Here is a 23203-nt window from a genome sequence, read left to right on the forward strand (position 1 = left end):
TCATTATTTTGAGCAAATTTAAGAATAATAAAATAATAACTTAGAGGTAATTGAGTAAAAAAAAGGAGAGCAATAAATTTTATTTTTTTGCTCTTCTTAAAAATATTTTTTTTATTTTAATTCTAAAATTTCATTTAATTTTACTTTTAATTCATCACTTATTTCAGTAAGTGGAAGTCTTAGTTCTGGGGATTCAATTAATCCTATCTTATTTAAGATATATTTAAGTGGTGCTGGATTTGGTTCTGCAAATAGCATAGGGACAAATTGGTATAGTTCTTTCCATATCTTCAAAGCTTCTTCATGGTTATTTTCTTTAACCTTATTATATACCTCTATAAAACTTTCAGTGTGAATATGAGATGAGGCCAATATTCCACCATGACCTCCAAGGGTTAGTGTAGTATAGAAAAAGCTATCTTCACCAGTCAAAATTGAAAAATCCTTTGGAGGATTAATAAGAAGATCTGTTGTTTGCTTTATATCTCCTGATGCATCTTTTATTCCTACAATATTTTTTATTTCAGCTAATTTATAAATAGTACTATTTTCAATATTTCTACCTGTTCTATATGGAATATTATATAAAATTATATCTAAATCAGTTGCTTCAGAAATACTCTTAAAATGTTCATATATTCCCCTTTGATCAGGTCTAGAATAATATGGTGAAACTGATAATATACCATCTACATTATATTTTTCTACAACCTTTAGTTTTTCTTTTACTTTTTTAGTATTGTTTCCACCTAATCCAAAATATACTGGAACTTTATTATTAACATATTCCATTGTTTTTTCTACAATAGTTTCATATTCCTTATCCTCAATAGTTGGACTTTCTCCTGTTGTTCCTAATGGCATAAAACCGCTAACACCTTTAGCTAAATAATACTCTACCATTCTCCTATATGATATTAAATCTAATTCATCATTTTTAAATGGTGTAATTAATGGGACAAAAACTCCTTGAACTGACATAACATACCTCCTAAAAATAGCAAAAAATAAAACCTTGGAGAATACCAAGGTTAAATTATTCTTAATTTATTTAATCGAATAAATTTCCATGTATAGCACTCCACAAAAAACTTGTGACAGTCTTGCATATATTTTATACAAAACCAGCAATATAGCCTTAAAGCATTAGCTATACACTTCGGCGATGGTTCCTTTTCCAAAACATCTATGTGCTTACCTCCGTAATGGTACTCATAAACATCGCGCCTCTATCTCAAAAAATATTTACTTTTTTGTTAATTATACCTTTATATTTAACATTTATCAAGGGTTTATTTTTACATAGTTTACTTAAAAAATATAAATACTAATAGAGTAAATAATAGTTTAGGGAGGTTTTATAACATGGATACATTAAAAGATTGGGATTCTTGGAAAGCTACCTTAGGTAAAGCTGTTGATGCTGGTGAAACTGTTGGACTTTCTGATAAAACTATTACTGGAGTTGCTGAAAAAGTAGGCACATTTCTTTCAAATAATGTTGATCCAAGAAATCACGAGGAAAGACTTCTTAAAGAATTGTGGGATGCTGCTGATGAAAATGACAGAAATACGCTAGCTAAACTAGTTGTAAAAATTGCTGATAAATAAGTAATTAATTTTCTTATACAAAAAGTGGGAAAGACTATTTTCATAGTTCTTTCCCATCACTATATATATTGCAAAAATCATATTACATCTAAGTAACATTTAAATTCTTTAATTTATTATATATACTATTTATTTAAGTCTTCAACAAGCTCTGAACTTAAATTTCCTTTTGCGATTTCTCTAACTTCTCCTGTCATCCTTACATTCCAGGTGTCATCAATTTCAATAATTAGCTCTCCACCTAGCATCTTAATTTTAACTTTATCATTTACTAATCCTCTTTTTCTTAAAACAGATGCAACTGCACAAGAAGAACTTCCTGAAGCTAGCGTAAATCCAGCGCCTCTTTCCCATATTAGTATTTGAGCTTCATCCTTAGAAATAACTTTTGCAAATTGAGTATTAATTCTATTTGGAAACTCTTTATAATTTTCTATTAATGGTCCGAATGCTTTTATTTCATCCATATCTAATTCATCTTTTATTATTACACAATGTGGGTTTCCTAAGGAAACACAATTTATTTCAAATTCCTTATTGTTAAGCGTTATTTTTTCACCTATAACTTCTTCACTTTTAAAGTTTGTAGGAATATCACCAGCTTTAAAAATTGCTTTCCCCATATCGACTGTAATTAATTTAGCCTTTGAATTAGATGTTTCAACAATATTAGCCTTAACTATTCCGCCTTTTGTCTCAACCGTAAAAACTTCATTATTGGTAAAACCATAGTCATAAATATACTTGCAAAATATTCTTAAACCATTACCACTTTTTTCAGCTTCTGAACCATCTGGATTATATATTCTTAATCCAAAATCAGCTTTTTCTGATTTTACTTTAAGTAAAATTCCATCAGAACCTATACCAAAATTAACATTACAAATTCTTTTAATAGCCCTATCAGTAAGAGTGAAATCAATTCTATCTTCTTCCAAAACTATGTATTCATTCCCCAAGCCATGAGTTTTAACAAAAAAATTATCTTTCATCTTCATCTTCCTTTTCTTAAATAATATTAAAATTATACCAAATTCCCAAAATTAATAAAACTGCAATCTATTGTAATCATAATTCTTGAATTGCTAAAAGTTTTTATTGTCCACTTAATATATCCTTTAAACTTATATTTAGTTTGTTTGAGGCCTCTTGTAACTTATCTGCTTGCTCTTTGGCATCATTAGCAGTTTTATATCCTTTAGCGGCAGTTATTACAGTGTCTAATCCTTTAATATAATTATTATGTATCCCATTTATTTCACTACTATGTTCCAAGGTCTCTGCATGGTTTTTAAGTATTATAAGTTCATCGGTATTTTCTTTGATATTCTTTCCTTCTTTAATAGCATCTATATTTTCTGCTGCATGCGAAGAAATTGAGCTAATACTTTTAAAATATGTATAATCTGTCTTATATCTGTTTATTTCATAGCCTATAGATTTTTTTGTAATAAAAATATTATAAGCACTTACACCTAAGGTTAATATCAATAATACTACTATGATTCCTTTTATTACTCCTTTTATAAATTTTATTGCTAAAAATAAAAATACTATAGCAACCAAGGCTATTATAATATTATCAGCGCTTAATCCCATTGTTATTGCCTCCATTTATTAATAAATATTTTCTTTATACCTATGTATTATATCATGATAATTTACACATTCATTTATTTTTGACAAAATCGAGAAAAAAGCAACTAAAATACGAGAAAATATTTCTTATATCTTAGTTACTTATTAAAATATGTTATACATTAAAGTTTATGTAGTTACCTGAGTTATCTGACGTTCCTGAAGTAAGGGTATCCACACTGCTATACATAGCATAGGGATTTGTACTTAATATACTTGAAACAGAATTTTTATAAGTACCATTTTCTATTGATTCATATTGTCCTAAGATATTAGTATCTATAGGATCACCATTAGGAGAATTACTCTGAAGAAGTGATAGTATATTTGAATCTTCTAATGTTCCACCATTTGTACTTGGTGCCACATCCTTTGGAATACTTAAATCACCTGACTTACTATATTCCAAGGGGATACCGTAATTAGGTTCGACTTGCTTGTAAATATTTGTTAATTCCGAATCTGTTGTTCCACCGAAATAATTATTCTTTAGATAGCTATTATTAACACTTGAATCAACATTTTCAATTAGTGGTACTGTAGCTGATACAGTATTTGAACTTGGATTAATATTCTTCCATAAAGAAGACATGGTATAATTGTTCATAACACTATTAACATCCAATGTAATCACCTCATTTTAATATACGTAAAATCAACTATTTATTAAATTATAGCATTTTACGAAAATCGAAATATGTAAATACTAATAAGATTCTATGAAGATATTGTTAATTATAAGTCACAAAAAAGTAGTGTGTTTGGTAATTATATCCAAACACACTACTCATTATTCTTTAGTCTTCTCTTTACCTTGAATTTCTGGTACAGGTGTTACTGTATTCTTTTTTGGTTCCTTAAATCTTTTACTATTCCATGAAGATTCTTGATCTTTCTTTGCCATAAATTCACCTCCAATTTACTATATTTATCTTTTTCTTTTATGGAGATTTTATTCATTACTTCTATCTTTCTTTTTCTTTAGTAATAATTCAGTGTTTAATTTTGCTCTTTCATTTTTCTTTACCTTGTCTTTTTTAACTTTTTCCTTTGGAGCTTGATTGTTCTCTAAAACCTTCGGGATAATTTCTATTTTACTTTCTGCTAAATTTCTCTCTTTTTTTAGTGGTGCTTTTTTTACTTTTTTCTTAAAATGGATCCTATTAATAAATTTAGGTAAAGTAATATTCAAATCTAATCGTCTATAAGCTATTTCAAGCATTAATAATATTAGTGCTAGTATTGTAAGAGGCAACGATAAATTTATTCCACCTTTAACCTTCTTTATTTCACCATTAAATATATCTTTAGGTAATTTAATAAACTTACCATTTGTACCTTCTACAAGAGAATCTAATGCTCCTGTATCTCCCATAAGCTTATACTCTAGTGAATATTGTAAGGCTATTACTCCATTTTTTACTGATGTAATCTTACCGTCATTTTCTTCTCTAACACTTACTGAATAAAAGCTGCTCTCATCTAGTGAAATATTCTTCTCATAGACTCCTGGAGCTTTAATATCTAGGTTGAAATCCCCTTGTGTACCATCACTTTTAGTATATATTCCGCTTAATTTAGTATTATCCTTAACGGAATTTGACTTATACTCAATATGAGCTTCATTTCCTTGCACAGAAATATTTAAATTGCTTTCCCCGCTAGTATAATCCTCTAATGACCAATTCAAGATATTTCCCCATAACTTCTTATATCCATCCCAATTAGTATAATTAGCATCCCATTTTCCTGTAACATCTGAAGTCCAGGCAACACTTCTTCCTAACCCATATTGCCAAAGAGCTAAAATAGGATCATCTTCATCAGAATTAAATACTACTGTAGCATTTTCCTTGGGTGAAGTACCAATATATCCTAGAAGATTAGGAATTTTGCCGTCATTTATAACCCCATCTAAAACCTCATGTGAATTTACAAGCTTAGGGGTAAATTCTCTATTATTTAGATATGCTTTTGAAGCCATAAAAATTTCTTTTGCAAATATCCTTGGCAGATCTGTATAAATATCAGTATGATAACTTCTTCCTTTTCCAGACTCTGCTAATGATTGTAATAACTTTGTATCAGCATCTTCTCCTACAGATACTGTTGATAATGTTATATTATTTTTTCCTAGGCCATCTATAATATCATCATATTGTCTAAAACCATCTTGACCATCTGTCAAAAGAATTATATGTTTTATCTTTGCGTCAGAGTTCTTTTCGTATTCGTAGGCTTCTTTAAGTGCTGGATAAATACTTGTTCCACCATTTACTTGTATCTGACCAATCTTATCTTTAACAACTTCTTTATTACTTCCTTTTTCACCCTTAACAACCCAAGAGTAACTTTGATCAAATGCTATTACTCCAATTTCATCATTTTCTCTCAAGGTATCTGCTGCTTTTTGAGCAGCTTCTTTTGCCAAAGTTAATTTAGAAACCTCTCCGCTTCCGCCTCCCATGCTTCCTGAATGATCAATTACTAATGTAATGCTCATTTTAGGTATTTCTTTTTTTCCCCTCATATCCATATTTACTGGAAGTACTTTTTCTAATGGAGTATTGGTATACTCTCCTAATGCATAGGAGTCTTCACCACCTGTAGCAATAAATGCTCCACCATATTCTTTAACATAGCTATCTAGTGAATCTTTAAATCCTTTTGGAAAATCCTCTCCATGAATATCTACTGATATAATTCCTTTATATGCTAACATATCCTTTAGTGCACCTGGGAGTTCTGTACCAAGTCCTCTATCGTAAGAATATCCAAGTGAAGTTAATATGTTTGCAATATTATCTCCTTGTCCCTTTTTCCCTTCGGCTATAAATACCTTTTCTCTAGTCAGTACATTTGTATACCCTATATATTCATTATTTTTGACTTCTGTATCCTCAGCAGGGTCAATTACAACCTTATAATTCTTAACTCCTCCTGATTTTTGAATATCTTTAAATGTAAAGTTATTCATTCCTTTGGTGAGTGAAACTTCACTTTGAGCTTTTAATGTGCTACCCTCATATAGGTAAACCTTTGTTTTAGTTTGTATGTTAGAATAAATCCCTACGCCAATGGAAAATTCGTCTCCAATATTTATTTTGTCTGGAAGTTTTAAACTATCCACATAAACTTCTTTTTTAAAGCTTTTTTCTACCTTATATACCTTCATATCAATATTTTGTTCATTTAAAGAAGGAATAGTTTTTTCAAGCTTTCCTATATTCTCTTCTCCATCTGTAATCAAAACAAATCTTTTTGCTTTATCTGATGGGAAAAGTGATATTCCTGTATTAATTGCATTTTCAATATTTGTTGCTGAAGCTATTGGCTTACTTTCTATAGTGTTAATTGTCTTACTCTTTGACACAAATTTTTCAACCTTTGCATCTTGTCCAAACACCACTATTCCTGCATAGTCGCTTGTTCCCATTTCTTTTAGAGTCTTTTTAATAAAATCTTGTCCATTTTCTTTAAACTCCTCATTTGAATGAGATAAATCTAGCAAGAAAATCGTTGAAGTGTCTTTTGTTATTTTATTCACCGTAATATTTACCAGCGAAAGAGTTAAAAGTATAGCAATAACACATCTTATGATAATAATTAATCTTTTTCTTCTCTTGTCCTCAATTATGCTTTTGCCTAAGTAAATAATAAATATCACAAGTATAGGTATTAATATTAGATAAATAGGCCTTAATACTTCAATTGACACTCTTTCACCTCCTAATTCTTTTTGGTATAAATAAACCATTCTATCATTAGAACAATTAATGAAAGTATAACCATGTATTCAGTTAGATTTCGTCCTCCTCTAACTTTAAATTCTTTATTATCTCCCTTTTCACTTCCCTCTTCTGTTACATCAGATTCCTCGATTGATGGAAAATTAACTCCAAACTTCTCCTCTTTTTTCTCACCTTTAATATCCTGAGTAACTTTATATATACCAACTTCATTGGTTTCTTCAAACTCTTTCATTGGAAATCTAATTGGCATACTTTTCTCTTTCCCTTCAGGATTTGTTATGTTAATATCTCCTCCATCAATATTAGGATTTAAAGGCACACTTTCCCCAGCAGAAAATTCTCCTGAGCTTAATATTCCACCTAAACTTAAATAGTTAATAAAATTATGAACCATTATAGGGAATTCTGGTTTAAGCACAATATCACTATCGCTTAATTTGAAAGGAATAGCTATTATCTTTCTGCCATCTTTTTCTCCATAAAAAGCTTCCTCTCTATCTTTTATTGATAAGAATCCTTTTAAGTATCCTTCCTTCTGTATCTGATTTATACTCTTTACTCCAAACTTTAAGTTCTTAATTTTATCCGTTAATGGCGTATCTATTTTTGCATTTCCATTTCCACCTTCTACCTCATTGGCTACCTTAAAAAATTCATTGGAAGGAGCATTAATAAATATTATATTTCCTTTCTCAGGAAGTTTATCAGGAATTACTCCATCAAAAATATATATATCATATTCATCCTTTGGGTTATAATTTTGAAGAGAATCTACTTTTGATACCTCAATTCCTTTAACAGTTTTCAATGCTTTTTCCATAAATAAATTTTTCTCTGATAGCAATAAAACTTTTTGATTCTTTTCTCTTTTTACAAATGAGTAATAAGTATTATCTTCTGATATTGCATCTTTTTCAGATAATTCCCCCTTTAAAATGCTTATATTTTTACTTTCTAATTCAAAGGTTAAAACCTTGCTTTCATCCTTAGAAAGATTGATCTCTTTAACTGCTAATAATTTATCATCTCCATATAAAGAGAAATCACCTTTATACTCGTAAGCTCCCCTATTTGTAATCTTTGAAATCACTGATATTCCCTTGTCAGTTTCCTTATAACTAACTAAATCCACTGATGCATTATTTCCCTTTGAAGATAAATTAATAACATCTCCATTTATCCCTTCAATGGGAAAATCCTTATCAGTCAAAAATACAACCTCACTTCCCTCTTGTGCATTGCATAAACTTTTGACTAATGAGAGAGAATCTTCTATTTTCCCTGTGGTATCTTCTGGTGATAAAGTTTTAATTTTATCTAATATTACACTTTTATTTTTTTCATTTGATAGTTCAACCTTACTATATTTCCCACTTGTTAATATTGTTACATTTGCACCTTCCTTTGTAGAAGAAATTAGCTTTTCCATTTCTTCTTGCGCAAGCTCAAATTTAGATTTTTCTTGAACCTTAGCTTTCATACTCCCAGTTATATCAAAAACAATAATTAAATTTCTAAATTCCTTCCCACCTAAAAGTGTAATTGGTTCTAGAAGAGAAAAAATAAGTAATGCCACTATTATTAGTTGCAATATCATTAGAATATTCTTTCTTAGCTTTTCCCAAGGGGATTTAGCCTTAATATTTCTATATACTTCTTTCCATAATATTAAAGATGGAACATCTTCACTTTTTCTTTTTTGCTTAAGCATATAAAGTAGAATAATTCCTACTAAGGCTAAAGAAAATACTAAAGGCCATAATCTACCTAGGCTCATGTTATCCCTCCTATCCCCTGTTAATTACACCTTTGATTGCAAGCTCTTTAAATATAATTTTTTCTAATGAATTTTCTGAAGATGTAAATATATACTTTGCTCCATATTTTTTAGAAATTCTTTGAACTTCTTCTTTAAAATCTTTTAGTTTTTCCTTATATAAATTTAAAGCCTTACCATAAATGCTTATATCTAAATTTTCCGCAATATCTTCTATATTTTTTAATTTTAAATCACCTCTTATAGAGGGCTCTAATTCTTCTTTTGAAAGTATTTGAATTAGAATAACTTCTTGTTTTTTATGTCTTAAATAAATTAAAGCATCCTTCAAGGTATCCATATTATAAAAATCAGATATTATTATGCTAACTCCTCTTCCAAAAATATCAGCCCTTTTAATGCTATCAAATAATGATGATCTTCCTTTAAAATCTATATCTTTTAATTCATTTAGTATCTTACTAATACCTAACTTCCCCGAGGCATTAACTTTTCCATAGTTAATACGTTCTGAAATCTCATGTATTTTAACTCTGTCATTATAATTTAATATCATATAACTTAATGCTACCGATAATTTTAGTGCAAGCTCTCCTTTATTAAACACTCCATAATCCATTGACTTGCTTGTATCAACAAATATATTAAATATTGCTTCTTTCTCCTCCATAAATAACTTCAAATATAGTCTATTGAATCTTCCATAAGCATTCCAATCAACTCTTCGAAAATCATCCCCAGGAGAGTATTCTCTATAGTCTGAGAACTCTACACTGATACCTTTTTCTCTTGACCTTCTCCCGCCTGTAAAGCCTGAGCTTATAGGTGTTTTTAAGATTAACTTTAAATTTTGAAGTTGTTTAAAAAATTCTTCATTAAATAAGTCATCTCTCATATTAAATAACCTTTACTTCTTCTATAATCTTATCTATAACCATATCAGTTGTAATTCCTTCTGAAACACCTTCAAAATTCAATATAATTCTATGTCTCAATATTGGATACGCTACATCTTTAACATCTTGAAAACTAACATTGTATCTCCCATCCATAAAAGCTAAAACTCTTGCTGCAATAAAAATCCCTTGAGCTCCTCTTGGACTTGACCCTACTGAAATATACTTCTTAACATATTCCGGTGCTTCATCTAATTCTGGATGAGTAGCTAGTATGATTTTCAAAGCATATTCTTTTACCCCTTCCGCCATAGGAACTTCCTTTACAATAGATCTTATTTCCATTATGTCCTTTAATGTGAGTATCTCTTCTAACCTAATATCCCTATTAGTAACTGTTATATCCATTATTTCCATAAGTTCTTCTAATGTAGGAAAACTTACTTGAAGTTTAAAAAGAAATCTATCTAGTTGAGCCTCTGGCAGAGGATATGTTCCTTCCATTTCAATAGGATTTTGAGTTGCCAACACCATAAATGGCTCTTGTAGTTTATATGTTTCATTGGCTACTGTTACGGTTTTTTCCTGCATTGCTTCTAATAATGCTGATTGAGTCTTTGGTGTAGCCCTATTAATTTCATCTGCTAAAAGCAAGTTAGTAAATACTGGCCCTTTCTGAAATTCAAACTGGTTTTTTCCATCTTCATTAATAATTATATTGGTTCCAATTACATCAGCAGGCATTAGATCTGGTGTAAATTGTATTCTTGAAAATGAAAGATTCAATACTTTAGAAAGAGTTTTAACTAATTGAGTTTTACCTAGTCCAGGAACCCCTTCTAATAGCACATTGCCTCCAGAAAAGAGCCCTATTAAAACTCCATTTACTATATCCTTTTGGCCTACTATACCTTTAGCTATTTCCACTTTACATTCTTGTATTTTCTCCAGAAGCTCTTGTATCATATCCTTTTCCATACTCTCTCCTCCTATTTACCTAGTTCTTCAAAATAATCCTTTATAATATCTTTAAGATAATCTGGCATGGAACTCCCTTCAAGTCCATCAATTGCATCTTTTGAATAATCCCCTATAACATTATCTAAATCAACCGATTCTCCTCTTTCATTTATTCCATTGCTAGAATTTTGAATCTGTGAATTACCTCCATTATTTTTTTGTCCAGTTAAATTTTCATCATTACCCGAATTTCTATCTGGAATGTAGACTTGCTCACCTTTGGCTGGATCAACCTCTCTCCCATTTTTGCTACCATTATTCCATCCTACTCCATTCCCATTTCCTTGAGACTGCCCTGAACCTTGCCCACTTCCTTGGCCATTTCCACTGCTATTTCCATTTCCACTGCTATTTCCATTTTCACCTTGGGATGATGATTCACTATTAGAATTTCCTTGGGAATTAGATATAGATGAACCTTCTTTTGCTTCTTTCAAAGCATCATTTAGTTTATCTTTGGTATTTGATGATATTTCTCCTGACATTACTTCTTCCGAAGCTTTATTTAATAAATTCTTTAGCTCCTCATCAGATACTGAACTAGCAGCATCACCTAATGCCTTGGAGACTTCACCTTTTTCTAAATCTCCCATAGATTTAAGTGAATTGTTAAGATTATTTAATGCTTTGTTTACATCTTCATCTTTACCACTCTCAATAGCTTTAGCTAGTTCATTTGTTTTTTCACTTCCATTTAGCTTATCCTTTATTGCATCTATATCTTTTTTATTATTAAGCTTTCTCTCCTCTGCTGCCTTTGGATTCAACTTATTTCTTAATTCTTCAAGAGAGTTTCTAATTTTATTATTATCTTTTTCTTTTTCTAACTGTTCTAATTTTTTATCAATTCTTTCTAATGTCTTTTTAAGATCACTTTCATTATTAGCTTTATTAATTTCAAGTTTACTCTTTTCAATTATTTCACTTAATTTTTTCTTATCCTCTTTACTTAATTCTTTATTATCTTCTATCTTTTTCTTTTCTTCCTGCAGAACTTTACTTACTTCATTTTTCTTTTTTTCAAGCTCGTGAGCATTCTTTGCTACTCCCTTTGCTGGAGTTGGAACTAATATAAACGTAATAAATAATATTAAAAATACTCCTATGCCTATTAACAATTTTTTATTTATTCTTAAAGGCAGTCCTTTTTTAATATCAACTTTTTCTAAATAATCTAATGCATCTTCCCTTTGAATAATTGCATAATCTTCATCTCTTCCAATCAATTCTAGTGCAGTTGATGCTCGTTCTTTTAGTCCTATAGAATCAAGTATTATCCCTTGCTCCTTTATACTTGGAAAATAAAAAAGGGCTATTATAAGCCCTCCTATTAAACTTGATGATATGAAGAATAAACTAAGAAAAACACTTTCATAAAAGGGTATGAAAAGAGATATTAAACATAATAAAGTACTTAATACTAGTGCAATTAATAATCCTTTAGTTACTTTATTTAATACTATTTGTATCTTTATTCTTCTTCCAGCCTTTTTTATAAAATATATAATTTGTTTTTCTTTATCACTCATTATTTTTTAATTCTCCTTTTTCTTAAAGGATTTAACATGTATGTCGCAGCAAATAACATTACTATTGTCATTATACCTTCTAGGATTAAATTTACAATCCATGCTTTTTCAATTCCAACAATTTGTCCAAAAGGCAATATAGAATTTGTACTTGCCCCTAATTGATTGTATATTATAGATCCATATCCAAGGCCTGGGTTAAAATATAACCATACTGGTATTACAGGGTCTAAACTTTTGCCTAATAAAGCATATTTATTTACTAAAATGTTATAGTATATTAGCGTTATTATAATAGTTCCAAAGGCAAGTACTGATAGAAATACATAAGTAGATGCTATAGAACCCTTTGTACTTTTGCAAAAAGATGAGAAGAACAATCCTACACTACCACAAAAAATTGCAGTAGCTATATATAAAAGTATCATTTCAAATATATTTGATATACTTACACCACCCAGTGACAGTGTTATTGCAAAAATAGGTGTTGAGGCTATAATAAGTAAAATAACCTTACTTAATGATGCCCATAACTTACCTAATATTATTGAACGTGGTGACATCTTTGTTGACAATAAAATATCTAAGGTTCCTCTTTCCTTTTCCCCACATATTGCAGGAGCAGTAAGGGTTGGTGCAATAAGCCCAATTATCACAAACTCTATTAATGTTGTAATAAAATATAAGGCTGTTAAGCTTGTTAAATTTCCATAGAACTTTACTTGGGTAAGCAATCCATCAAAAACTAGAATAACTAGTGCACTTATTATTCCTAGAGAAATTGCAAGGGTAAGAGGAAATTTAATGCTTCTCATTGTTACTACTAATTCTTTTCTCCATACTGGATTAATTTTCATTAAGATCTCCTCCATTACTCATTTCTGTTATTCTCATAAATACATCTTCTAAACTTCCATTCTCTTGTGTAAATGATATAACATCAATATCTCTGTCAATTAATTGCTTTAGTATGTCGCTTACTTCTTTTTCTTCTCCTTTAAAACCAAATATAATTTCATTTTCATTTTGAACAGGTTTATCTACATTAGGCATTTCTGCTAAAGCACTAATTGCTTCTTCTACCTTACTTAAAACTTTCAATTTTATTGGTCTAGAGTGATTCATTTTTATCATTATTTCTTCTACAGTACCTTGAACTATTAGCTTCCCCTTTTCTATAATCCCCAGATTTGTACATATCTCTGCAAGTTCAGGCAATATATGAGAAGATATTAATATTGTCTTTCCCATATCCTTAAGATTTTTAAGAATATTTTTCATTTCAAATCTTGCTCTTGGATCCATTCCTGACGCTGGTTCATCTAAAATTAATAATTCTGGATTGTGTACCAAACATCTTGCTAAGCATAATCTTTGCTTCATTCCTCTTGACAATCCATTAACATTTGAATCTTTTTTATCAACTAAATTTACTAATTCTAATAGTTCTAAAGAAAGCTTTCTTCCCTCTTCACCAAGTATTCCATAAATGGATGCATAAAATTCTAGATACTCAAGTGCTGTAAGATTATCATATACTCCAAAGAAATCAGGCATATAACCAATCTTTTCTTTAAGTATTTTGTTATCTTTAATTGCATCTATGCCTTCAATATAAACTTCGCCTGAATCAGGGGATAATAATCCTGATATAATCTTCATACTGGTAGTCTTACCAGCACCGTTAGGCCCTACAAATCCGAATATTTCACCTTTTTTAATTTCTAAATTTAGTCCATTAAGCGCTTTAAATCTCCCATAGGACTTCTCTAAGTTTTTAATAACTAACATTATTTAGCCCTCCCCGTTACTGCAATTTGAGGAATTGCTGTTGGCATTTTTCCATTTTCAGTATTTTCTGCTACGACTCTAATTCTAACTTTATTATTAGAACTATACATCTCTGGTGAAAATTCTTTTTTGTCAGAACTCAATTTATATTCATCATACTTAGAAGTTTTATAATTATATATTTCAAATTTACCTATATCTGAATACTTTAGTCCATTTCTGCTGTTATTAAGGTCCTCCATAAAGTATATTTTATCTAAACTTACTATTCCTTCAATGGTATATTCTAATTCTAACTCACCGGCTTCATATATTTCACCGTTAACTAAATCAACTCCATTTACCTTACTCTTTAAATCTAATTCTGGAATTATCAAGCCAAACGGATATTCAACTATTCCATTATTCTCATAACTTAAATCTACTGGAAAAGCTGCTAATGTTTTTTCTCTTTTATCTACTTTCCCATTATTAATAGATAAATTTTCAGCAAAATTATCATCTATATATCCAATAATATAGTTTTTATTTAGAACTGAATTACCTGTAGAAATACTTAAATAACTATTTAAGAAATACTCAATATCTGAAAATTCTATTCTTTTTTTAGTTTGCTCCTGCATTTCTTCCTCAGTTAAAGGTGCAGAACTTGCAACAAAATTATTTATAAAATCGTTAGTATTTCTATATTTTTTCATTGAATCGTTAATACTCAATGCTTTTCCTTTAGATATACTACCTAGCTCATATATTCCTGAAGATGTTATTAAATAAGAGCTGTTTAGATCATACTGTAAATTATTCTTAAGGTCACCTTGGATTTTCCCTCCACTATAATTTAGCTTACCATCTAACTTTCCAATAGTTTTCTCTCCACCGCTTAGAGAAAAATATGCTGGAGAAAAAGGTGACATATCTTTATTTTCATAAATTCTTTTACCATCAACATAGTTTATCTTCTGGACAACATTTTTAGTAAAATCACCACTTCTTCTGTTATTATAATTTAAGTTGTCCATAATAGTTTCTAGCTTAGATGACTCTGGCTCTTGAATCTCCAGATCACTTTTATATGGAAACATGACTCCAACAAGTGAATTAACATTTCCTTTACCTTGATTATCTACCAGTATGAAATTTTTAATATTCATAATTGGATCTTTCAATCTTGTTGTTCCGCCTACGATAGATATAATGACAGTAAATATAACTGCAGCTATTGGTATTCCTATCCACAATAAACTGCTCTTTTTAAGTTTTTTAAATATAAAGTAACCTACTGGTCCAATAATTAAAGCATAGACTAATAGAATTAATAATAGAATTTTTGTATTAGGCAATTTAACTCCTAATACATTTCCAACCATGTTTTGAATCCTATAATCCATTCCGCTCATTGAACTATTTGGCTCTAGCAGTTTTGCTGGAATAACCTCATCAATTATATTATTTATTGAAGTTTTACCAATTAATTTGTTAAAAGGCTCTGAACCTAGGCTATATGAACTAAAGATTATATTACCGTTACCCTTTTGTACCTTTTGAAAATATCCTGTATCATCAACCAAATTTTTAGATGCCTCAATTGTTAATGGCATTACTTGATATTCTCCAACTTTTTTTAATTCTTGACTCTTAATCTTAATATAATCATCTTTGAACATACCAAGTGTTTTTTTTCCATAAATACCTGTTCCAATAACAAGTTCTCTGCCACCTTCAACCCATTTCTTAATGGTATCTATCTGACCTTTAGATAACTTTGATGTGTCATAATTATCAATAACTATAACATCAAATACATCTAAAACTTTTGAATTTTCTTTTAGAAAATTCTCAGGTATATTAACCAATGTTGTATCTGAACTTAATCCTTTTACATTTTTTATATTTATATTTAATGATTCCATATAACTCAAACTATTAGGATCTTCAGTTAAGGTTCCAACTAAAAGCTTATTGGGAGAAAGTCTTTTACTATTTCCTATCTTTAATTCCTCTTCATATTCTTTTTTTCCTTTGTTATATATTGAAACTACTATCTTATTTATTGATTCTCCAACTGGAATACTTAATACAATATTCTTCTTATCTCCTTTAGCTAAAGATAATTCTTGAGAAATCGTTACTCCCCTCTGATCTTGAAGTGGATATGTTACCTGTATCTCTCCTTGTATGTCTTTTGTTTCGCTCTCTACTTCTATGCTTATTGGCATTTCTCTATAGGATTTATATACCCCTTGAACCCCAAAGTCAGCTTTTATTTTTACACTACTTTCCTCCGCCTTTACCAAACTTGAAGGTATTATTACCGTTAATATAAACAGAAAAAGCATTAATATAGAAATTTTTTTCTTCATCATCTCACCTCATAAAACTTCCTGTAATATTATTGTAAACATTTATTTCTACATTTAACGAAGGAATTTATTAAAATTTTCTTACAATAAATATGAATTTTTAATGGTTCAATACTACATAACTACGTTTCTTTACCACTTTTTTCTCATCTACCAAGTTAATATTTTATACTTATAACTATTTAATAATTTTTACTAAATCTTTTTTTAATAATTCACTTTTACTAAAACCATTTCTAAAATATCTTATCTGCTTATATTGAACTCCATTTAGTTCTAAGTCCAATACATCAATTCTATCTCCTGTATAAGTTATTGGTTCCTTTTTTCCTACTATATATACTCTTACTTCCATTTCTTTCACTCCTAGTTTATATTTTTTCTTTATATGTACATTTCGGGTAATTAGAACAACCTATAAACTCCCCATATGGTCCATTTCTAAACACTAGTTTTCCTCCGCAACTTGGGCATTGACTATCATATTTTTCTTTAATCAACTTATCTATATCCCTTCTATCCCAGAGCACTACATTATTCACCATAGCTAGTTTTTTTGCATTATCACTATAGTAACTATTGGTAACCACCATTGCTTCAGTGGCTTTATAATATCTCATTGACGCCACGACTTGCTGAATTGCTTCTACTCCTACAATACTTTTCCAACGTTTAGCCTGAACAACCTTTTTGACCCTAAACTTTTTCAGTATAAGATCTGCACCATAATCAGCAGTTCTTGGGGTTAACTTACATTTGTACCCTAAATCCTTAAATTTCACTTGAAGATACTCTTCAAATTCTTCCCCAGACATGATATCAATTTCATTAAAAGTTGCATTCCTCAGTTTCTCAATTCTTCTCTTTTTAAAAGCAACATAAATTAAAATAAATAAAATTAATGCAACAATAGGTAGAGATTTCTGATTTTGGTATATATAAAAATATATAAAAATTATTAAGTATAAAAATATAATAAATCTTTGCATCTTTTGTATTTTGTTTAATCTTCTTTTCATTAGTAGCACCTTCTAGTTTAATTATGTAACCCAATCATTATATTTCTTTCCAGAGATAATTATATACAATATTTTGGTCTCAATCAAAAGTATATAAACATATTTGGTGTAAATGTTGATTTTTGTATTTATTTTGAATTTATTGTATAATTATTTTAGGTTAAAAATTTTTATATTAATGTTAGGAGGAGATTTTATGTCATTAAAAGGTACAGAAACAGCAAAAAATCTACTTGCATCATTTGCAGGTGAATCTCAAGCAAGAAATAGGTACACCTATTATGCAAGTGTTGCAAAAAAACAAGGATATCTTCAAATTGCCGAAATTTTTCTTGAAACTGCAGAACAAGAAAAAGAACATGCTAAAAGATTCTTTAAGTTTTTGGCAGAAGATTATAAAGATGAAGCAATTGAAATTACAGCTTCATATCCAGTTTCACTTTCTACAGAAACAGTGGACAATCTAAAATCTGCTGCTGCTGGTGAAAATGAAGAATGGACAGATTTATATCCTAAGTTTGCTGAGATTGCAAGAAAAGAAGGTTTTCAAGATGTTGCTCTGGCTTACGATAATATTAGTAAAGTAGAAAATTTCCATGAAAAAAGGTATAGAAAATTAGTTGAAAGTATTGAAAAGGGGCAAGTTTTTGAAAAAGATGAATCAGTGTTATGGAAATGTAGTAATTGTGGTTTCATATATGAAGGAAAGAAAGCTCCACTTAAATGCCCTGCTTGCTTACATGACCAAAAGTACTTTAGGATTTTAGAAGAAAATTATTAAGAAGATTTTTTTGGGTGAAGTAAATTTTTTTTACTCCACCCTTATATTTTAATACATATTTTTGGGAGGATATACATGATCAATCCAATCTCTGATAACGAAATACTTAATTCCTTTAACACTCTTCTACCATACTTGCCAAGTATGTTTGATGATGATGTTGCATTAGGTATTACCGATACTACTACATATTTAAAATATCAAAGCTCACCTACACTAGACTTACGAATCACCGTAGGAGACAATATACCAAATAGCGGTGGTGCTTATGAAGCAATTAAGTCAGGACAAACTCTTATAAAAGATGTTCCTAAAGAAGTATATGGGGTTGCTTTTAGATCTTATGCTATCCCTATAAAGAATGAAAGTAATGAAGTTGTAGGATGTCTTCTTATAGGTAGAAGCTTAGCCAAAAAGAATGAAGTTGTTTCTCTTACAAAAACACTTTCATCATCCTTAAGTCAAATATCACAAGCAGTTAGTACTCTTTCAATTGGAGTTCAGGATGTGGTGAATATGAATACTGATATTTCTCAAATGGTTCAAGAAGCTGATGCCTCATCAAAGGATACAGATGATATCTTAAAATTCATACAAGGCATTTCAAATCAAACAAACATGTTAGGATTAAATGCTGCTATTGAAGCATCAAGAGCTGGGGAACTTGGTAGGGGATTCGCAGTGGTAGCTACTGAAATTAGAAAGCTCTCATCTTCTACTAGTGAATCTATACGAAAGATAGATACTGTTTTAAAAAGCATAAATGAAACAGTTACTGCAATAAACAGCAGAGTAACTGTTTCAAATAACATATTTCAAGATCAAGTTGCAACTCTTGAAGAAATTGCTGCATCTATAGAAGAATTAAATGTTTCTTCTCAGGTTCTTACTAATCTATCTGAGAAAATATAATAATAAATAAATTCACAAGACTTATGCAAATTAATTGTATAAGTCTTTTTTACATGTATATTAATCTTAAAGTTTTACAAACTAAATATATAAATAAAAGGGGGGATAGTATGAAAAACTCCAAAAAGAGTAAATCCTCTAATGAATCTTTGCTTACTGACAATAGGACACTTGATAAATCTTTAGAGAAAAACATTACACTAATTAAAGGAATATTTCAGAAAGATGATACATTGGTAACTAGAAGAATGGAGAATTACTCTAATAGTAATTTAAAAGGTTGTTTGTTTTTTATACAAGGTATGATTAATAGTGATTACTTAAGTGATAGTATTATAAAGCCCTTTTTAAAACTTAATGAACCAAATACAAATGTTAATCTTATAGATTTACTTGAGACTAAAGTAATATTCTCAAACTCTATTAATAGAACAAATGAACTTGATAAAGTTCTTGAAGCAATACTTATTGGAGATACTGTATTACTAATAGACGGATGCATAGATGCCCTAATAATTGCATCTAGAGGGTGGGAAAAACGTCCAATAGCAGAGCCTGATACTGAAAAAGTTGTTAGAGGCCCTAGAGAAGGTTTTGGAGAATCATTAGTTGTTAATTTATCTATGCTCAGAAGAAAAATTCAGAACCCAAGCCTTAAATTTGAATTTAAAAAAATTGGGAATGAAACACATACAAGAGTCTGCATATGTTATATAGAAGGTATCGCTCCGAAGGAAATCCTAGATGAATTAAATTCTAGATTAAACAAAATAGATTTAGATAGTATACTAGATTCTCAATATATTGAAGAATTTTTAAATGATGCTCATCTTTCTCCTTTTGAAACTGTCGGTAGTACAGAAAGGCCTGATACAGTAGCTGGCAAGCTTTTAGAAGGAAGAGTTGCAATCTTAGTTGATGGTACACCTTTTGCATTAACAATTCCATTTTTGTTTATTGAATACTTTCAAGTAAACGAGGATTATTATAACAATTACGTATTTATGTCTTTTAATAGAATACTTAGAGTAATTGCTGCATTTTTAACAGTAAGCGTACCCGCTATTTATTTGTCCTTTGTAACCTATAATCAAGAAATGATACCCACACCACTCCTCCTAAGTATTTACGCAGCTAGAGAAAGTATTCCCTTTCCTACAGTACTAGAATCTATTCTTATGCTTCTGGTATTCGAAATTCTTAGGGAAACTGGTACTAGGCTTCCTACTTCCATAGGGCAAACAACAAGTATAGTCGGTGCATTAGTTCTTGGTCAAGCAGCCGTAGATGCAAGAATAGTAAGTGCTCCAATTGTTATTGTCGTTGCTCTAACTGGAATAACTGGTCTTTTAAATATTAAAAATAAGGCTGCAACTATACTACTTAGAGCCATATTCTTACTTTGCTCAGCCTTTCTCGGGATATATGGATATATATTTGCACTTCTAGGTCTAGTAATACACTTGATGAGTTTAAAATCCTTTGGAGTGCCTTATATGCTAGCTATTGGATCCATAAAGCCAGAATATATTAAAGATGTAATTATTAGAGCACCTTGGTGGTATTCAAAGATTCATCCATTTTATATATCAATAAAACATAAGAGAAAAAGAGGTGAATAAAATTAAACTTCATAGATATCTCGCTTTATTACTTTCAATATTTTTACTTATGTCTACCTTATCAGGTTGTTGGAATTACAGAGAAATTGAATCCTTAATAATTGTTTCAGGTATAGCAATAGATAAAAATCCTGAGACTAATAAAATTGAAGTTACCACAGAATTTGTTGATATTAAATCTGGCAAGGAAATTGTCACAGAATCAAAAACTATTACCCTTTCAGGCGATACCATGTTTGAAATTGCAAGAAAATTAATAACCGTTTCTGGTAAACGTGCATATTGGAGTCATGCACAAGTAATGATTTTAAGTGAGACTATTGCAAGAGAAGGCTTAGCAAGAATTATAGACTGGTATGTAAGAGACGCTGAAACTAGAACAGACATCTCTGTATGCGTATCAAAAGAGAAAACTGCAAAAGAAATTTTATTTGCCCATGCTTTTACAAAGTCAATTGTATCTTTTGAACTAGCAAGCGTTCTAAAAAATGAAAAGAGTGTATCTACTGCTCCTCTAATTGACTTGTGGGATTATATTTCTGATTTAAAACAAGAAGGAAAAAACGCTATACTTCCAACAGTTCTTTTGAAGGGTAAAGGTAGAGAAGCTTCTCCTTATGTAGATGGCTTAGCAATATTTAAAGGGGATAGATTAACTGGAACTATAACTGGAGAAGGTACACAATACTTATTATTTGCTAATAATAAAGTAAAGGGTGGTATTTTAACATTAGGTAAAACTCCTTATGATGAATCTCGTTCAATATCCTTAGAAATATTTAAGAGCAAATCTAAAATCAAGCCAGTAATATCAAATAATGAAGTGGAGATACAAATTTTAATAAATACTAAAGTAGCACTAGCTGAGATTGCATCCTTTGAAAATTTTTCCTCTGCAGATGTAAGGAGAGAAATTGAAGAAAGGGCTAATATTATGCTTCAAAATAATGTAGAGGGAGTCATAAAAAGATTTCAACAAGAGTATGATGCTGATGTTTTTGGATTTGGAGAAAAAATCCAAAAGGATATGCCTACCCTATGGAAAAGTATTAAAGATGATTGGCCAGAAAAATTTAAAAATTTGAAGGTAAGTGTAAAATCAGATATTAAAATAAAAAATAGTGCAACTACAAATACTCCAATTGAGATGGGTGACTAATATGATTGTAATAGTGATTTTTTCTTATATTGCTATAGTCTTCTTTGATTTAATAGATCTTTATAAAAATAACTTGAAAAAAGATTTTTTTATTGCTCTAATTCTTTGCTTTATATCATTCGTTGTTGCCATTTTATTATCACTTGATGTTAAAATTCCATCTCCTGCAAAGCCTATTGCAGACTTTATAAAATATTTATTTAGATGGATTAAATAAAAGGAGAGGAAAACTAATGAATAAAGAAACCTTATCTAATACTCAAGCCATATGTACCATGAATTTATTTTTAATGGGAAGTACCTTATTATTAGGGGCTGGAGCGCAGGCAAAAAATGATAACTGGATTTCAATCATTATTGCCACCTTATTAGCAGTTCCTTTAGTTTATATTTATAGTAGAATACAAATATTATTCCCTAATAAAAGTTTATTTGATATTTTCAACACATTGTTTGGGAAGGTACTATCAAAAGTGTTTACGATTTTATATACCTGGTACTTCTTTCATCTTGGTGTACTCGTACTTCGTAATTTCGGAGAATTTTTAGGTACTCAAGCAATGCCTGAGACTCCTATGCTTGTACCAGTTATTACACTGTCACTTTTATGTATTTGGGCAGTTAAATCTGGGCTTGAAACAGTGGGTAGAAGCTCAAAAATTCTTTTTTTAACTTGTATTTTAGTAATAATAATAATACAATTCCTTGCACTTTCAAAAGAATCATTACCAAATATAAAGCCTATACTAAAAAATGGATGGAATCCAGTTTTTTCTGGAGCGTTTTCAGCTTTTTCTTTTCCTTTTGCAGAAATTATAGCATTTATGGGATTACCTTATTTCTACAAAGATAAGGTTAACCCTTTTAAGGTTATACTAATTTCTATTTTGGGTTCTGGCCTTCTTATATTATTAATAGCTCTTAGAAATATATTAGTTTTAGGTCCATGTAACTTAACCAATACCTATTTTCCTTCGTATATAGCGGTTAGTCGAATTCATGTTGGAGATTTTCTTCAAAGAATTGAAGTATCAGTTTCAATAACTTTTGTTTCTTCTGTTTTTATTAAGATTAATATTTGTTTAATGGCAGCTAGCAACGGATTAAAATCTTTGTTTGGATTAAGCTCTTATAAAACTATAACTTTTCAATTAGGGTTACTTATGGCCTACTTTTCATACTTCATTTATGGCAACATAATGGAAATGGTTTTTTGGGCCTTAAATATATACCAATATTATGCTTTTCCATTTCAAGTGATAATTCCTATTTTTGTTTTAATAGTTGCGAAGGTAAAGAAACCAAAACTTGTTATAGATAATTAAAAAAAGTGAAG

The 23203-nt window shown here is 29.7% G+C and carries 21 protein-coding genes and 1 riboswitch; of the genes, 7 read left to right on the forward strand and 14 right to left on the reverse strand.

Annotated features, from left to right (window positions below; translation table 11 throughout):
* Window positions 1–111: 111 nt before the first annotated feature.
* Window positions 112–981: a 4-hydroxy-tetrahydrodipicolinate synthase gene (gene dapA / locus JK634_RS11720; protein ID WP_202767828.1), complete on the reverse strand. Its 870-nt coding sequence runs from the start codon at window positions 979–981 to the stop codon at window positions 112–114.
* 85 nt (window positions 982–1066) lie between these two features.
* A riboswitch (Lysine riboswitch) is annotated at window positions 1067–1240 on the reverse strand.
* A 125-nt stretch (window positions 1241–1365) separates the two neighbouring features.
* Here dapA and JK634_RS11725 point away from each other — a divergent pair.
* Window positions 1366–1611: a DUF3243 domain-containing protein gene (locus JK634_RS11725; RefSeq protein ID WP_202767829.1), complete on the forward strand. Its 246-nt coding sequence runs from the start codon at window positions 1366–1368 to the stop codon at window positions 1609–1611.
* A gap of 125 nt (window positions 1612–1736) precedes the next feature.
* Here JK634_RS11725 and dapF read toward each other — a convergent pair whose 3' ends face one another.
* From dapF to JK634_RS20450, 13 genes are all read right to left on the reverse strand, one after another.
* On the reverse strand, window positions 1737–2603 hold the full coding sequence (dapF, locus tag JK634_RS11730; protein ID WP_202767830.1) for a diaminopimelate epimerase: 867 nt from the start codon (window positions 2601–2603) through the stop codon (window positions 1737–1739).
* 103 nt (window positions 2604–2706) lie between these two features.
* On the reverse strand, window positions 2707–3210 hold the full coding sequence (locus JK634_RS11735) for a hypothetical protein (protein ID WP_202767831.1): 504 nt from the start codon (window positions 3208–3210) through the stop codon (window positions 2707–2709).
* A gap of 154 nt (window positions 3211–3364) precedes the next feature.
* Window positions 3365–3874, reverse strand: coding sequence for a hypothetical protein (locus JK634_RS11740; protein ID WP_202767832.1), 510 nt, complete (start codon window positions 3872–3874; stop codon window positions 3365–3367).
* Between the two features lie 327 nt (window positions 3875–4201).
* Window positions 4202–6967: a VWA domain-containing protein gene (locus JK634_RS11745; RefSeq protein WP_202767833.1), complete on the reverse strand. Its 2766-nt coding sequence runs from the start codon at window positions 6965–6967 to the stop codon at window positions 4202–4204.
* Between the two features lie 11 nt (window positions 6968–6978).
* Window positions 6979–8778 (reverse strand): vWA domain-containing protein, encoded by a 1800-nt coding sequence (locus tag JK634_RS11750; protein WP_202767834.1) that lies wholly within the window; start codon window positions 8776–8778, stop codon window positions 6979–6981.
* Window positions 8779–8788: 10 nt separating this feature from the next.
* On the reverse strand, window positions 8789–9673 hold the full coding sequence (locus JK634_RS11755) for a DUF58 domain-containing protein (RefSeq protein ID WP_202767835.1): 885 nt from the start codon (window positions 9671–9673) through the stop codon (window positions 8789–8791).
* A gap of 1 nt (window position 9674) precedes the next feature.
* Window positions 9675–10652: an AAA family ATPase gene (locus tag JK634_RS11760; protein ID WP_202767836.1), complete on the reverse strand. Its 978-nt coding sequence runs from the start codon at window positions 10650–10652 to the stop codon at window positions 9675–9677.
* Window positions 10653–10663: 11 nt separating this feature from the next.
* Window positions 10664–12223 carry a hypothetical protein gene (locus JK634_RS11765; protein ID WP_202767837.1) on the reverse strand — a complete coding sequence of 520 codons (1560 nt, stop codon included), beginning with the start codon at window positions 12221–12223 and terminating at the stop codon, window positions 10664–10666.
* Window positions 12223–13080, reverse strand: a complete 858-nt coding sequence (locus JK634_RS11770; RefSeq protein ID WP_202767838.1) for an ABC transporter permease — start codon at window positions 13078–13080, stop codon at window positions 12223–12225. Before JK634_RS11770 ends, JK634_RS11765 begins: the two co-directional genes overlap by 1 nt.
* Entirely contained in the window at window positions 13070–14014 is a 945-nt protein-coding gene (locus tag JK634_RS11775; protein ID WP_202767839.1) for an ABC transporter ATP-binding protein, read from the reverse strand. The genes JK634_RS11770 and JK634_RS11775 overlap by 11 nt, the downstream gene beginning before the upstream one ends.
* Window positions 14014–16374 carry a hypothetical protein gene (locus JK634_RS11780; RefSeq protein WP_202767840.1) on the reverse strand — a complete coding sequence of 787 codons (2361 nt, stop codon included), beginning with the start codon at window positions 16372–16374 and terminating at the stop codon, window positions 14014–14016. Before JK634_RS11780 ends, JK634_RS11775 begins: the two co-directional genes overlap by 1 nt.
* A gap of 178 nt (window positions 16375–16552) precedes the next feature.
* Window positions 16553–16729, reverse strand: coding sequence for a hypothetical protein (locus JK634_RS11785; RefSeq protein WP_202767841.1), 177 nt, complete (start codon window positions 16727–16729; stop codon window positions 16553–16555).
* 16 nt (window positions 16730–16745) lie between these two features.
* Window positions 16746–17393 (reverse strand): restriction endonuclease, encoded by a 648-nt coding sequence (locus JK634_RS20450; protein WP_243425597.1) that lies wholly within the window; start codon window positions 17391–17393, stop codon window positions 16746–16748.
* Window positions 17394–17589: 196 nt separating this feature from the next.
* On the opposite strand from JK634_RS20450, the gene rbr reads away from it, so the two are divergent.
* From rbr to JK634_RS11820, 6 genes are all read left to right on the forward strand, one after another.
* Complete coding sequence (gene rbr / locus JK634_RS11795) at window positions 17590–18174, forward strand: rubrerythrin (RefSeq protein ID WP_202767842.1); 585 nt, start codon at window positions 17590–17592, stop codon at window positions 18172–18174.
* A gap of 75 nt (window positions 18175–18249) precedes the next feature.
* The gene (locus JK634_RS20545) at window positions 18250–19086 is read left to right on the forward strand and encodes a methyl-accepting chemotaxis protein (RefSeq protein WP_202767843.1); all 837 of its coding nucleotides are present in this window, start codon (window positions 18250–18252) and stop codon (window positions 19084–19086) included.
* Window positions 19087–19196: 110 nt separating this feature from the next.
* Window positions 19197–20708 carry a spore germination protein gene (locus JK634_RS11805; protein WP_202767844.1) on the forward strand — a complete coding sequence of 504 codons (1512 nt, stop codon included), beginning with the start codon at window positions 19197–19199 and terminating at the stop codon, window positions 20706–20708.
* Window positions 20701–21867 (forward strand): Ger(x)C family spore germination protein, encoded by a 1167-nt coding sequence (locus tag JK634_RS11810; protein WP_202767845.1) that lies wholly within the window; start codon window positions 20701–20703, stop codon window positions 21865–21867. The genes JK634_RS11805 and JK634_RS11810 overlap by 8 nt, the downstream gene beginning before the upstream one ends.
* A 1-nt stretch (window position 21868) precedes the next feature.
* Window positions 21869–22084, forward strand: coding sequence for a hypothetical protein (locus JK634_RS11815; RefSeq protein ID WP_202767846.1), 216 nt, complete (start codon window positions 21869–21871; stop codon window positions 22082–22084).
* A gap of 16 nt (window positions 22085–22100) precedes the next feature.
* Window positions 22101–23192 (forward strand): GerAB/ArcD/ProY family transporter, encoded by a 1092-nt coding sequence (locus JK634_RS11820; protein WP_202767847.1) that lies wholly within the window; start codon window positions 22101–22103, stop codon window positions 23190–23192.
* Window positions 23193–23203 lie beyond the last annotated feature (11 nt).

Source organism: Clostridium paridis, assembly GCF_016765615.1.
Taxonomy (GTDB): Bacteria; Bacillota; Clostridia; order Clostridiales; family Clostridiaceae; genus Clostridium_T; species Clostridium_T paridis.

Coding starts and splice junctions, on each gene's coding strand:
- dapA (WP_202767828.1), bottom strand. CDS start 981: ATGTCAGTTCAAGGAGTTTTTGTCCCATTAATTACACCATTTAAAAAT.
- JK634_RS11725 (WP_202767829.1), top strand. CDS start 1,366: ATGGATACATTAAAAGATTGGGATTCTTGGAAAGCTACCTTAGGTAAA.
- dapF (WP_202767830.1), bottom strand. CDS start 2,603: ATGAAAGATAATTTTTTTGTTAAAACTCATGGCTTGGGGAATGAATAC.
- JK634_RS11735 (WP_202767831.1), bottom strand. CDS start 3,210: ATGGGATTAAGCGCTGATAATATTATAATAGCCTTGGTTGCTATAGTA.
- JK634_RS11750 (WP_202767834.1), bottom strand. CDS start 8,778: ATGAGCCTAGGTAGATTATGGCCTTTAGTATTTTCTTTAGCCTTAGTA.
- JK634_RS11755 (WP_202767835.1), bottom strand. CDS start 9,673: ATGAGAGATGACTTATTTAATGAAGAATTTTTTAAACAACTTCAAAAT.
- JK634_RS11760 (WP_202767836.1), bottom strand. CDS start 10,652: ATGGAAAAGGATATGATACAAGAGCTTCTGGAGAAAATACAAGAATGT.
- JK634_RS11765 (WP_202767837.1), bottom strand. CDS start 12,223: ATGAGTGATAAAGAAAAACAAATTATATATTTTATAAAAAAGGCTGGA.
- JK634_RS11770 (WP_202767838.1), bottom strand. CDS start 13,080: ATGAAAATTAATCCAGTATGGAGAAAAGAATTAGTAGTAACAATGAGA.
- JK634_RS11775 (WP_202767839.1), bottom strand. CDS start 14,014: ATGTTAGTTATTAAAAACTTAGAGAAGTCCTATGGGAGATTTAAAGCG.
- JK634_RS11780 (WP_202767840.1), bottom strand. CDS start 16,374: ATGAAGAAAAAAATTTCTATATTAATGCTTTTTCTGTTTATATTAACG.
- JK634_RS11785 (WP_202767841.1), bottom strand. CDS start 16,729: ATGGAAGTAAGAGTATATATAGTAGGAAAAAAGGAACCAATAACTTAT.
- JK634_RS20450 (WP_243425597.1), bottom strand. CDS start 17,393: ATGAAAAGAAGATTAAACAAAATACAAAAGATGCAAAGATTTATTATA.
- rbr (WP_202767842.1), top strand. CDS start 17,590: ATGTCATTAAAAGGTACAGAAACAGCAAAAAATCTACTTGCATCATTT.
- JK634_RS20545 (WP_202767843.1), top strand. CDS start 18,250: ATGATCAATCCAATCTCTGATAACGAAATACTTAATTCCTTTAACACT.
- JK634_RS11805 (WP_202767844.1), top strand. CDS start 19,197: ATGAAAAACTCCAAAAAGAGTAAATCCTCTAATGAATCTTTGCTTACT.
- JK634_RS11815 (WP_202767846.1), top strand. CDS start 21,869: ATGATTGTAATAGTGATTTTTTCTTATATTGCTATAGTCTTCTTTGAT.
- JK634_RS11820 (WP_202767847.1), top strand. CDS start 22,101: ATGAATAAAGAAACCTTATCTAATACTCAAGCCATATGTACCATGAAT.